The sequence below is a fragment of the Kosakonia sp. H7A genome (assembly GCF_003028445.1).
GTDB classification, from domain to species: Bacteria; Pseudomonadota; Gammaproteobacteria; order Enterobacterales; family Enterobacteriaceae; genus Kosakonia; species Kosakonia radicincitans.
Genome location: NZ_PYTZ01000001.1, coordinates 25,107 through 37,933 on the forward strand (window position 1 = coordinate 25,107; position 12,827 = coordinate 37,933).

The 12,827-nt window shown below is 57.7% G+C and carries 10 protein-coding genes; 4 read left to right on the forward strand and 6 right to left on the reverse strand.

All coding sequences use genetic code 11. The features are described from left to right. Nucleotides 1-16: 16 nt before the first annotated feature. The 3 genes from fhuB to CWM66_RS00135 are packed head-to-tail and all read right to left on the reverse strand — an operon-like array spanning nt 17 to nt 4,975. Nucleotides 17-1,990 carry a Fe(3+)-hydroxamate ABC transporter permease FhuB gene (fhuB, locus tag CWM66_RS00125; protein WP_107146091.1) on the reverse strand — a complete coding sequence of 658 codons (1,974 nt, stop codon included), beginning with the start codon at nt 1,988-1,990 and terminating at the stop codon, nt 17-19. Next, on the reverse strand, nt 1,983-2,849 hold the full coding sequence (locus CWM66_RS00130) for an iron-siderophore ABC transporter substrate-binding protein (RefSeq protein ID WP_227136826.1): 867 nt from the start codon (nt 2,847-2,849) through the stop codon (nt 1,983-1,985). The genes fhuB and CWM66_RS00130 overlap by 8 nt, the downstream gene beginning before the upstream one ends. Then, a complete protein-coding gene (locus CWM66_RS00135) occupies nt 2,843-4,975 on the reverse strand; it encodes a TonB-dependent siderophore receptor (RefSeq protein ID WP_035885645.1) in 2,133 nt (710 codons plus the stop codon). Before CWM66_RS00135 ends, CWM66_RS00130 begins: the two co-directional genes overlap by 7 nt. A gap of 180 nt (nt 4,976-5,155) precedes the next feature. On the opposite strand from CWM66_RS00135, the gene CWM66_RS00140 reads away from it, so the two are divergent. Then, a complete protein-coding gene (locus CWM66_RS00140; RefSeq protein ID WP_107146092.1) occupies nt 5,156-5,899 on the forward strand; it encodes a helix-turn-helix domain-containing protein in 744 nt (247 codons plus the stop codon). Nucleotides 5,900-6,055: 156 nt separating this feature from the next. On the opposite strand, the gene CWM66_RS00145 is transcribed toward CWM66_RS00140, so the two are convergent. Genes CWM66_RS00145 through CWM66_RS00155 form a run of 3 tightly spaced genes read right to left on the reverse strand, consistent with a single transcriptional unit; the run spans nt 6,056 to nt 8,531 of the window. Then, on the reverse strand, nt 6,056-6,184 hold the full coding sequence (locus tag CWM66_RS00145) for a DUF2474 domain-containing protein (protein WP_007372080.1): 129 nt from the start codon (nt 6,182-6,184) through the stop codon (nt 6,056-6,058). Then, the gene (gene cydB / locus CWM66_RS00150) at nt 6,184-7,194 is read right to left on the reverse strand and encodes a cytochrome d ubiquinol oxidase subunit II (RefSeq protein WP_035885647.1); all 1,011 of its coding nucleotides are present in this window, start codon (nt 7,192-7,194) and stop codon (nt 6,184-6,186) included. Before cydB ends, CWM66_RS00145 begins: the two co-directional genes overlap by 1 nt. Next, nucleotides 7,194-8,531 carry a cytochrome ubiquinol oxidase subunit I gene (locus CWM66_RS00155; RefSeq protein WP_107146093.1) on the reverse strand — a complete coding sequence of 446 codons (1,338 nt, stop codon included), beginning with the start codon at nt 8,529-8,531 and terminating at the stop codon, nt 7,194-7,196. Before CWM66_RS00155 ends, cydB begins: the two co-directional genes overlap by 1 nt. Before the next feature lie 369 nt (nt 8,532-8,900). On the opposite strand from CWM66_RS00155, the gene CWM66_RS00160 reads away from it, so the two are divergent. The 3 genes from CWM66_RS00160 to CWM66_RS00170 all read left to right on the forward strand — a co-directional run bounded on the left by CWM66_RS00160 (nt 8,901) and on the right by CWM66_RS00170 (nt 12,827). Next, on the forward strand, nt 8,901-10,307 hold the full coding sequence (locus CWM66_RS00160) for a PLP-dependent aminotransferase family protein (protein ID WP_079517889.1): 1,407 nt from the start codon (nt 8,901-8,903) through the stop codon (nt 10,305-10,307). 346 nt (nt 10,308-10,653) lie between these two features. Continuing rightward, a complete protein-coding gene (ydcS, locus tag CWM66_RS00165; RefSeq protein WP_107146094.1) occupies nt 10,654-11,796 on the forward strand; it encodes a putative ABC transporter substrate-binding protein YdcS in 1,143 nt (380 codons plus the stop codon). A 17-nt stretch (nt 11,797-11,813) separates the two neighbouring features. Next, complete coding sequence (locus tag CWM66_RS00170; RefSeq protein ID WP_071920832.1) at nt 11,814-12,827, forward strand: ABC transporter ATP-binding protein; 1,014 nt, start codon at nt 11,814-11,816, stop codon at nt 12,825-12,827.

Genomic DNA, 12,827 nt, shown 5'->3' on the forward strand with positions numbered 1-12,827 from the left:
ACTTTATTCACACTCTTTATTCAGCCTGCCGGGATACTTTGCCCCGCAGCAGTGGCCATATCAGCAACGGGACACCAATCAGCGAGGCGACCAGCCCTACAGGTAACTGACGTGGATAGAGGCCATTGCGCCCAATCCAGTCAGCAAACGTCATGATGGTGGCGGCCAGCAGGGCTGCGGCATACAGCTGCGAGAGCGGCGTTTTGGCACCGAGCCTGCGCGCCAGATGTGGGCCCAACAGGCCAATGAACGATACCGGTCCCACCAGTAATGTCGCCAGTCCGGTCATTACGGCGGCCAGGCTCAATACAGCAACCCGCGCCAGCGGCAAAGAGACACCGAGCGAACCGGCAATACTGCCCATTGGCAACAGCAGCAGCCAGCGGCGAAATAGCGGAACCACGGCCAGTAATAGCAGCGTTGAGGCAAAGAGGATCTCTGCCAGCGGCGCGCTGATGTAGTAGGTGCTGCCGGTCATGAGCGGCAGCAACATGGCGCTTGCCGTGAGATTATTGAGCATCACCAGGCTGACGGTGGCCTGACACAAGGCATTCAGCGCCATCCCATTGAGCAAGACTCGCTGCGGGTTAAACGCTCCGCGACGGCTATTCCACAGCGTCAGCAGCAGACTGAGCGTTGCCCCACTCAGGCTGCTCAGCAGCAGCCCGCCGCTGCTGGCGGGGAAAAGCACAACCCATGCCATGACGCCCATGGCGGTACCGCCTCCAATACCCAGTACCTCCGGGCTGGCCAACGGATTACCGCTGACCCGCTGCATCAGTACGCCAGCGCCCGCTAACAGTGCACCAGCGCTGAGCGCCGCCAGCAGTCTCGGCACCCGCAGCGGCAGCAGATGGGCGAGTTCGTCCGGGCTGGCCCAACTCCACTGCCGCAGGCCGTGGCCCGTATAGAGCGACACCACCACCGCCAGCAGGAAAAGGGTGCCGGACACCCAGAACAATGCGGCACCGGCGGTTACTGGAGCCGCGGGTTCCGGCGCAGTTACTGGAGACGTTCCCGATCTGGAGAAGCGCGCCAGCAACATCAGCAGCGGGCCGCCCGTCACCGCCGTGAGCATACCGACGGGCAGTAGCTGGCCATTCGCCAGCGAGACCCGCGCGACACACTGATCGGTAAACCACAGCAGCCCGGCTCCCATAAGTGCCGTATGTAGCAGCATCTGGCGTGATGTTCGCGCGCCGCCGAAGCGGGCCAGATGGGGCGCTGCCAGGCCGAGAAAGCCGATCACGCCAACAGCATTGATGGTGAAGGCGCTCATGACCAGCGCCAGCAGAACCGCCATACTCCGTATGCGCAGCGCTGAGGCGCCAAGGCTATTGACCATCGTTTCCGGCAGTTGCAGTAGCGTTAGCGGTCTGAGCATCAGAAGCAGAACGGCAAAAGCGGCGGTCAGGGGGAGCAAAAGATCGCGCAGCGGCTGGCTACTCTCAACCGCCAGCGAGCCACCGCCCCACATTAATACCTGCAGCAGAAAGCGATCGTTGATGATGGCGATAAGCAGGGTGAGCGCTCCGCACCACAGGTTAATCATCATCCCTGCCTGTACCATCACCAGAGGAGACAGACGCTGCCGCCAGCTCAGCAGTATGACGGCCAGCAGCGCCGCAAGCTCGCCGGTTATCGCCAGGGCAGGGCGGGCACTGGCGAGCAGTGCCGGAAACCACAGCGAAGCGAGCCCCATTGCCAGTGTGGCACCCGCTGTCATACCGAGGGTGATGGGTTCCGCCAGCGGGTTACGTAAGGCGCGCTGCATCAGCCAGCCACAAACGCCCAGCGTAGCGCCTGTGAGCAGCGCCATTCCCTGCCGGGGGAACCACATGCTGCGCAAAATAATGGCCGATGAAGAGGGGGACGTTGTCCCGAAGAGCGCACTGAATCCACCCTGGCGGTGGAGTTCTGACAGGGCCATCAGCGCGGCAGTGAGCCACAGCAACAAAATCAGCGCCCAGCCACGGCGAGTATTACTCATTACACCACGCCTCTATTCTGTCATTCAGGAGCGTCGCGAAGCGCCCGGCCGTGATCAGTGCGCCAGTATCGCTGAATTGCGTGTTCAGCAGATTCAGGTTTTGCGGACGCGTCAGAGGCAACTGCTGCCACAGAGGACTCTGACGCCAACGTTGCATCGCGTCGCGCTGCTCTTCTGGCACAAACAGCAGTAGTTTGGCAGGCGTATCGGCTATGTGGGTCAGCTCGACCAGTACGCTTCCTTCTGCCCCCGGACTGCCGCGCCAGGCATTGCGCAACCCGCAGGCGCTCAGCACGTTGCCGGGCAGGCTGTCGGCGGTGCAGAGCCGCAAATGCAGTGTGTCAACGGCACTGCCGAGAAAGACCGGAAGCTTCACCTCGCGCCCCTGCCGCGCGATGCGATTGAGCGTTTGCTGCAACTGTTCAATCAGGGTGGAGGCCTGCTGTTGGCGATCAAATTTTGCGCCAAGCTCCCGGGTAGCGGTGATAAATCCCGCCAGGGTATGCGTCGGGAGCGTGAGCGTGGGGGCGATCTTTTCCAGCGTGGGTTTCAGCAATGCGTGCTGCGGCGTAATGACGATCATATCCGGTCTGAGCGCCCACAGCGTCTCCAGGTTTGGCTGAAAGAGCAGCCCAAGATCCACGACGTCCTCCGGCAATGGGGGCGCCGGGATCAGCTTGCGGTACCACGCCGGTGCGGCAACCGCCGTCGGCGTGATGCCCAGAGCCAGCAGCATCTCCGTCAATCCCCAGTCCAGCACCGCCAGCCTCGGCGGTGCTGAGGATCTCCCCGCCCAACTCATGAGCGGGGTGAGCAACGTGGCCAGCAGCAGCTTTCGCCGGGATAACATCGTTACCATGCGTAGCTCACCGTCGCGACGTACTGACGTTTAAGCGCGTATTCGCAGCCGAGGTTATTGCATGAAGCGATATAGGTTTTGTTGCCGATATTGTCCGCGTTGAGCGCCAACTGCCACTGGCGCCACTGATAGGCGACCCGGGCGTCGTAGACAGTAGCCGCCGGGACTTTCAGGGTGTTGCTGGTATTCGCATAACTGGTGCCCATATAGCGCACTCCTCCGCCAACCGAGAAGCCATCAAGCGCCCCGTTAAAGGCGTACTGGCTCCACAGTTTCGCCGTATTGCGGGATACCCCCACCGGGTGTTTGCCCTGAGTTCCGTCATTAGCGCTGCGGACCGTCTGGCTAATCAGGTTCCAGGAGCCCAGAACCGTCCAGGCCGGAGTAATATTGATGCGACCATCCAACTCAAGCCCCTGGGAACGTACCTCTCCGGTCTGGATGCTAAAGCCCGGATGGTCCGTGTCGGTGGTGGCCATGTTGGTTTCGCGCAGATTGTAGAGGGCAACGGTGAACAGCGCATCCAGTCCCACAGGATCGTATTTCAGGCCGATCTCACTCTGTTTCCCGCGGGTCGGTTTAAACGGATGACCGTTGTAATCATTGCTGCTGCTGGGAACGAATGAGGTGGAGTAGCTGATATAGGGGGCGAGCCCATTATCAAAGTGGTAGAGCAGACCGGCGCGTCCGGTAGTGACATAGTCATTGCGCTCCGTACGGCTGTCGCTTAGCAGATCGATATTTTTGGTTTTGGCATCGTCATAGCGGCCAGCAAGACTCAGGATCCAGTTATTCAGCTCCATCTGATCCTGCAGATATAAACCGGTCTGGTCGAGAGTATTGTGCGTACTGCTGGTATAAGGCGTGTCGTCTACCGCTGTGTTGTAGTCCGGATCCAGATAGTTGATGGAGCCGGCGTCACCGTACCCCGAGCGGCTGCGCACTGAGGTATGTATCCGATCGATACCGGCCAGCAGGGTGTGCTGCACCGGCCCGCTCTGCAGATGAAACTCCGCCTGGTTATCCATCGCGAAGTTAGACATCGTCTCTTTGATGTTCATTGTGGCGCGATCGACCAGCGGCGCATCCGCGCGAATGCCCAGGGGATAAACCATCCGATAGCGACCGGTACTGCTGAGATAACGCACATTCTGCCGGAAGGTGACAATATCGTTGAAATCGTGGCGGAACTGGTAGCCCACGCTACCCTGCTCGCGTTGATACTTATCGTAGCCGGGTTGACCAATGTAGGTGCCCGTGGAGATTTTACCGAACGGATTGTGCGTCAACGTGCCGGAGGTGGGCATCTGGTTGTAGAAGCCGCTGTCCGGATCTTTACGCAACTGAGACAGGAGCGTCAGCGAGGTTTGCGCATCCGGCTGCCAGGTGAAGGAAGGCGCGATGTCATAGTGTTGATAGCGGGTATGCGCCACCTGGGTTTCGGTGTCGAAGAAAGTTCCGGCGACGCGGCCGAGCAATGTTTGAGAATCATTGAGTGCGCCGGTTGTGTCGAAACCCGTGCCAAACTGATTGTGATTGCCGCTGCTGACGTAAATCTGGCCCGCTGGCGTGGCCTGCGGCGTTTTGCTCACCATGTTAACGATGCCGCCGGGATTCGCCTGACCGTACAGCACGGACGAGGGACCTTTTACCACCTCAATGCGTGACAGCAGGAACGGATCCCAGGCGGGACGGCTCCACCAGGCTTCTCTGGGCAGGCGCAGGCCATCGAGATATTCATCCGCTTCGAAACCGCGCACGATGATCGTGTCAAAGCGTGTATCAGCACCCGAGTTTTCCGAAGTAACGCCAGAGACATAGCGCAGCGCTTGCGGAATATTTCTGGCGGCGTGCGTAGCGATCTCAGCCTGAGTCACGACGGAAATACTTTGCGAAGTACGGCTGATGGGCTGACTGGATTTGGTGGCTGCTGCGGCATTATGTGCCACCAGCGTACTCTCATCCTCTTCGCCCTGAGAGGCGGCGGCACTGACCACCAGCGTCTCTTCTTTTGTGTTACTCTTCCCGAGGTCTGCAGTAAAAGCATGCCCGCTGTATCCTGCAATGATGCTTAACACCATCACCTTCAATGAGTTATCCCTAAATAAATGACCTGTGTGTTTCATAGCACTTCCGCTTGTTATTAGAATTGAATGGAAATGATAATTATTCAACTTCAAAAGAGAAGCGGAAGCATGGCAGAATGGCGCAACTAAAGGCAAGAGTGTTGTCAGGCAGACAAAGCTTGTCTGCCTAATCAGCAATCAGGATGAAAAATGGTTTGAATCGGACAAAGGGCATGGCAGATGACATTTCAGCACGGCATTGATGGTATTCGCCAGTTGCAGTACGACAAGGGCGGTGAAGAGCCCGTCCACCAGCATCCCCAGGGGCAGCTTATCTGGGCTCGGCGCGGTGTGGCGAAAATTATTACGCCGCAGCATATCTGGCTGCTGTCACCGGGAAGAGCAATCTGGATACCTGGCGGGACTCCGCACGGGCTGCAGGCCATTGATAATGTGGTCACGCAAAATATCTATTTTAATCCCGCTTTTTCGCAACGCCAGCCAGGCCAGTGCCGGGGAGGCCGCGTGACGCAGTTACTTGATGCGCTGCTGGATGCCGGGCTGGAGGCATCGCTCTCCGCTGAACGCACCGGGCTAATTTATGGGCTATTGACCGATGAATTCCGCCGTTTAGCGCCGCTGGAACTCTGTCATATCACGCTGCCAGCTGACCGCCGGTTGCGGCAAGTGTGCGATATCCTCTGCCGCGAGCTCGATCACGGAGAAACGCTGGCCTGGTGGGGGAAGAAGGTCGGGGCCAGCGAGCGTACGCTGGCGCGACTGTTCCGGGAAGAAACGCGGCTGAGTTTCTCCGAATGGAAGCAGCAGCTGCGGCTGATGGAAGCCGTATGTAATCTGGCTCGCGGCAGTGCGGTGACGCAGCTTGCAAGCGATCTGGGATATGCCAGCCCCAGCGCGTTTATTGCCATGTTTCGTAAAAAACTGGGCGTATCACCGCAGCGGTATCTGCAGGCGGTACGCTAAGCATCAGCTAGCTATGTCCGGAAACCCGCGTCTGTAACTTTTGCAGTCCCTTGCAATCCGGCTAACTCAACGTTTGCTCCTCGCTCCTGACCGCTTTATTTCTGTCGCCTGCACGTAAAAAGAGTTTGCCGTTTACCACAGCAAACTCTGCGCACATCAGTGGGATTTAAACCCGGCCGCCGACATCAGCAGGCGGAACACCATACTCACGGCGGCCAGCGCCAGCACGCTGCCGCCCCAAATCAGTACCAGCCACATCAGGCGGTTGAAAAACGAGTGTTTCATCAGTGATAGCCCTCGCCAGGTTGTACTTTGCCGCGAAACACGTAATAGCTCCACGCGGTATAGACCAGGATAATCGGAATAATCAGCAGCGCGCCGACCAGCATAAAGCCCTGGCTTTGCGGCGGTGCCGCGGCCTGCCAGAAGGTGATATCCGGCGGAATGATGTGCGGCCAGATGCTGATGCCCAGCCCGCTAAAGCCGAGGAAAATCAGGCCCAGCGTCTGCACAAACGGCAAGGCATGATGCTGCGGATTGCCGAGGCTGCGCCACAGCCAGGCGCTGAGCGCAATAACCAGCAACGGCACCGGCGCGAAGAACAACAGGTTTGGCAGGCTGAACCAGCGAGAAGCAATCGCCGGGTGCGCCAGCGGTGTCCACAGGCTGATGACCGCGATAACCACCAGTAAAACCAGCAGCAATTTCTTCGCCGCTGCGCGCATTTTATCCTGCAACGGCGCGCCGCTTTTCATCACCAGCCAGCTTGCGCCCAGCAACGCATAGGCAATCACCAGCCCGACGCCGCAGAACAGGGTGAAGGGTGTCAGCCAGTCCAGCGCGCCGCCGTTAAAACGCCGTTCGCTGACCGAAAAACCATTCAGCACCGCGCCAACCACCACGCCCTGAGTAAAGGTCGCCAGCACGGAACCTGCCATAAACGCTTTATCCCAGAACGGACGATGTGCGGGTGTGGCTTTGAAACGAAACTCGAACGCCACGCCGCGAAAAATCAGCCCCAGCAGCATGAGCGTCAGCGGAATGGTCAGCGCATCAACAATCACCGCATAGGCCAGCGGAAATGCGCCGAACAACCCCGCGCCGCCGAGCACCAGCCAGGTCTCGTTGCCGTCCCAGACCGGCGCAACGCTGTTCACCATCACATCGCGATCGTGAGCATCGCGGGTCAGAGGAAACAGAATGCCAATCCCCAGATCAAAACCGTCCATCACGATGTACATCAGGGTGGCAAAAACAATAATCACAAACCAGATCAGCGAAAGATCGATACCCATTATTTTGCCTCCTCATGCCAGGCTTGCGGGCCTTTGCAGATCAACCGCACCATATAGCTGTAGCCGACACCGAAAACGGCGCTGTAAACCACGAAGAATGTCAGCAGGCTGAGACTCATCTGCATTACACCGTGAGCCGAAACCGCATCGGCCGTACGCAACAACCCTGTGACGATCCACGGTTGGCGGCCAACTTCGGTGGTGACCCAACCGGCGAGAATAGCGATCAGCCCGGCAGGCCCCATCCACAGGGCAAAATGCAGGAACGGTCGCGACTGGTACAACCGCTGTTTGTAGCGCAGCCACAGTGCGCCGATGCCCAGTGCGATCATCAGCACGCCGAGGCCGACCATCACGCGAAATGACCAGAACACCAGTGGCGAATAGGGGCGCTCGTCTTTGGGAAACTCTTTCAGCGCCGGAACCTGTTTATCCAGGCTGTGGGTGAGGATCAGGCTGCCAAGCGCCGGGATCTCAACCGCGTAACGGGTGCGTTCCTGTTGCATATCCGGCAGGCCGAACAGCAGCAGCGGGGTGGCTTCGCCCGGCGGATTCTCCCAGTGGCCTTCAATGGCGGCAATTTTCGCCGGTTGATGCTCCAGCGTGTTCAGCCCGTGCATATCGCCCACCATTGCCTGGATCGGCGCGACAATCAGCGCCATCCACATCGCCATTGAGAACATTTTGCGCATCGCGGGCGTATCGTTACCGCGCAGTAAATGCCAGGCAGCAGACGCGCCGACAAACAGCGCGCTGCTGAGGAACGCGGCAATGGTCATATGCATCAGGCGATAAGGGAATGACGGGTTGAAGATCACTTTCAGCCAGTCCACCGGCACCACCTGGCCCTGCTCGATAACGTAACCCTGCGGCGTGTGCATCCAGCTATTGGAGGCGAGGATCCAGAAAGTGGACATCAGCGTGCCCAGCGCCACCATGCAGGTGGCAAAATAGTGCAGCCCTGACCCGACACGATTCCAACCAAACAGCATCACGCCGAGAAAACCGGCTTCCAGAAAGAACGCAGTCAGCACTTCATAGGTCAGTAATGGCCCAGTAATGCTGCCAGCGAACTGGGAAAAGCCGCTCCAGTTGGTGCCAAACTGGTAGGCCATCACCAGCCCGGAAACCACGCCCATACCGAAGTTAACGGCGAAAATCTTCGACCAGAAGTGGTACAGCGTGCGCCAGTCCGGGTTACGGGTTTTCAGCCATAAGCCTTCCAGTACCGCCAGAAAACTGGCCAGCCCGATAGTGATCGCCGGAAAAATAATATGAAACGAAACGGTGAAGGCGAACTGTATTCTCGCCAGGTGAAACGCGTCTAAACCAAACATGGACAACCTCAGATCAACTGCTGTGAGGGGTATGGTAATGAGCGCGAGCCGGAACTTGCAGAAACAGATTGGCGAAATTTTTGTATAACAGTTAAATACAAAGCCCATTAAAATGGGCTCTGTTATAGATGAAGACAGTAAACCTACTACCGGGCTATTGATAAATTCGGCAGCGTTGCCCTGAGGGCTGCGAGTATCACCGCGGTTGATTCAATAAACTGAGCAGATCATCCCGTGTTACCGTTTCGATGCTGAGCGGAGATATAGAGGTATAACAGTTTTTTTTAGCACTATCTTTTTCATTACTGATATAGCAAGGATGCGTATCCCGTGCCATCATATTCACCATCCTCAACCCGGTGAATATGCATGAAAAAATACCAGCGCCTGGCGCAACAAATCAGCGAACAAATTGAGCTTGGCGTCTGGCGTCCGGGGGAAAAACTGCCGTCGCTGCGCGAGCAGGTCACCAGCAGCGGGCTGAGTTTTATGACGGTAGGCCATGCTTATCAGTTGCTGGAAAGCCAGGGGCGGGTGATTGCCCGGCCGCAATCCGGTTACTTTGTCGCGCCGGCATCCGGTGTGCCGCGCGTGGCGGCGGCGCAGGTCACCCGCGATGAAGCGGTGGATATTAATACCTATATTTTCGATGTATTGCAGGCCAGCTGCGATGCCTCGGTGCTGCCGTTTGGCTCAGCGTTTCCCGATCCAAAACTGTTTCCGATGCCGCAGCTTAACCGTTCGCTGGCGAAGGTCAGTAAAAGCGCCACCGCCATGAGCGTGATTGAAAACCTGCCGCCGGGCAACAACCAGTTGCGCCATGCTATTGCCCGTCGCTACGCCCGTCAGGGGATGAACATCTCCCCGGACGAAATTGTCATTACCGCCGGAGCGCTGGAGGCACTGAACCTCAGTTTGCAGGCGGTCACCGAACCGGGCGACTGGGTGATCATTGAAAGCCCGTGCTTCTATGGCGCGTTGCAGGCGCTGGAACGGCTGAAGCTGAAAGCGCTGTCGGTGCCGACAGATGTGAAAGAGGGGATCGATCTTGGTGCGCTGGCGCAGGCATTGGCCGATTACCCGGTAAAAGCCTGCTGGCTGATGACCAACAGCCAGAATCCGCTCGGTTTTACGCTGAGTGCGGAGAAAAAAGCGCGTCTGGTGGCGCTGCTGGCGGAACATAACGTCACGCTTATCGAAGACGATGTCTACAGCGAACTCTATTACGGGCGCGAGCAGCCGTTACCGGCAAAAGCGTGGGATAAACAGGATATGACGCTGCACTGCTCGTCGTTTTCTAAATGCCTGGTGGCCGGTTTCCGCGTTGGCTGGGTGGCGGCCGGTCGCCACGCGCGGCGCATTCAGCAACTGCAGTTAATGAGTACGCTCTCCACCAGTTCGCCGCTGCAACTGGCGCTGGTCGATTATCTCTCCACCCATCACTACGACGCGCACCTGCGCCGCTTGCGGCGCGTGCTGGCGGAGCGCAAACATCTGGCCTGGCAGGCGCTGCTGCGCCATCTTCCGCCGGAGGTAAAAATTTACCGTAATGAGAGCGGCTATTTTCTCTGGCTGGAGCTACCCGCCGGGCTGGATGCCGGAGCGCTCAGCCAGCTTGCGCTGGCGCACCATATCAGCATTGCGCCGGGGAAAATGTTCTCGACATCTGACCGCTGGCAATCCTTTTTCCGCTTTAATTGCGCCTGGGCGTGGGGTGATAAAGAGGAACGTGCGGCAATTCGCTTAGGGGAATTGATTCGGCAGATGATGAAATAAACTCGCTCAGCCCATTCTTATTTTCTGAATATCTTGTTCTCATTTTAAAAATAGTGACGATGAAAACTTGCAGGTCACCGTCATTATTTTCTGTGCTTTTGTTTTGTGTATTCATAGGAAATGTGAATAGCAACACAGATTAACCTCGTACCGGCTAACTCCTTGTCTATACTAAAAAAGACGGTCGGCTATTATTTTCATTCGAAACGTAATGCGTTATGTGTCACATCCTGGCGAAATTTACGCCGGGCGACATTCTGGCCGTCCGCGTGCCGTCTATTTTTATTAAGGGAGATATATTTACGGCAAGGCTGCCGCACTTTTTTCATTGCGACAGGAGTAAACAATGAGCAAGAAATTTGCCCGCAGCAGTCTGTGTGCGCTGAGCATGACGATGATGGTCGCGCATGCCGCCGAACCCACCGAAGTGGGAAAAGGGGAAGGTCGTCTGGATATTATTGCCTGGCCGGGGTATATCGAACGCGGCCAGACCGACAAGCAATATGACTGGGTTACCGCTTTTGAAAAGGACACTGGTTGCGCGGTGAACGTCAAAACCGCCGCCACCTCCGATGAAATGGTCAGCCTGATGGCGAAAGGCGGCTACGATCTGGTCACCGCTTCAGGCGATGCCTCGCTGCGCCTGATTATGGGGAAACGCGTGCAGCCGATTAATACTGCGCTTATCCCGAACTGGAAAACCCTCGACCCGAAACTGATTAACGGCGCGTGGTTTAACGTCGGCGGCAAAGTGTATGGCACACCGTATCAGTGGGGGCCGAACCTGCTGATGTATAACACCAAAACCTTCCCGACGCCGCCGGATAGCTGGTCAGTGGTGTTTGTGCAACAAAACCTGCCGGATGGCAAAACCAATAAAGGGCGCGTACAGGCTTATGACGGCCCGATCTACATCGCCGATGCGGCGCTGTTCCTGAAAGCCACGCAGCCGCAACTGGGCATTGACGATCCGTACCAGCTCACGGAAGCGCAATATCAGGCGGTACTGAAAACCCTGCGCGATCAGCACTTACTGATCCACCGCTACTGGCATGACACCACGGTACAGATGAGCGACTTCAAAAACGAAGGCGTTGTTGCCTCCAGCGCCTGGCCGTATCAGGCGAATGCCCTGAAAGGTGAAAACCAGCCGATCGCCACCGTATTCCCGAAAGAGGGCGTCACTGGCTGGGCGGATACCACGATGCTGCATGCCGATGCGAAACACCCGAACTGTGCCTACAAGTGGATGAACTGGTCGCTGACGCCAAAAGTTCAGGGCGACGTGGCCGCCTGGTTTGGCTCGCTGCCGGTGGTGCCGGAAGGGTGCAACGCCAGCACGCTGCTGGGTGAGCAAGGCTGCGAAACTAACGGTTACCGTTTCTTTGACAAAATCGCTTTCTGGAAAACCCCGGTTGCTGAGGGTGGCAAATATGTGCCGTACAGCCGCTGGACACAGGATTACATCGCCATTATGGGTGGCCGTTAACCTGCCAGGAGCTGAGTATGACCTATGCAGTTGAATTTCTGGATGTCTCGCGGTTATACGGCGACGTCCGGGCGGTTGACGGCGTCACTATCGCCATCAACGACGGGGAGTTCTTCTCCATGCTGGGGCCATCCGGCTCCGGCAAAACCACCTGTCTGCGGCTGATTGCCGGGTTTGAGCAATTGAGCGGCGGCGCAATCCGCATCTTTGGCCGCGAAGCCAGCGAACTGCCACCGTGGGAGCGGGACGTCAACACCGTGTTCCAGGACTACGCGCTGTTTCCGCATATGTCGATTCTCGACAATGTGGCCTACGGGCTGATGGTGAAAGGCGTGGACAAAAAGCAGCGCCACGCCCGCGCCCGTGAGGCGCTGGAAAAAGTGGCGCTCGGCTTTGTCCATACGCGCAAACCTTCTCAGCTCTCCGGCGGGCAACGGCAACGGGTGGCGATCGCCCGTGCGCTGGTTAACGAGCCGCGCGTCTTGCTGCTGGATGAGCCGCTCGGCGCGCTCGATTTGAAACTGCGTGAACAGATGCAACTGGAACTGAAAAAGCTGCAACAGGAGCTCGGCATCACCTTTATTTTCGTTACTCACGATCAGGGCGAAGCGCTGTCAATGTCCGACCGGGTGGCGGTGTTTAATAATGGCCGCATCGAACAGATTGATACCCCGCGCGAACTTTACCTGCGCCCGCGCACGCCGTTTGTCGCCGGGTTTGTCGGTACGTCAAACGTCTTCAGTCAGGATCTTGCCAGCAAGCTGTGCGGTATGCAGGGCACTTTTTCGTTGCGCCCTGAACATATTCGCCTGAATGCGCCAGGGGAAATTGAAGTCAACGCCGTGGTGCAGGCGGTGCAGTATCAGGGAGCGGCGACGCGTTTTGAACTGCTGCTGGCGCAGGGGGAGAAAGTGATGGTCAGCCAGGCGAATCTCTCCGGCGTGTTGCTGACCGAAACGTTGACGCCGGGGCAACAGGTGCAGATTTCATGGTCGCGGGACGCGATGGTGCCGTTGCAGGGAGCGGGGTGA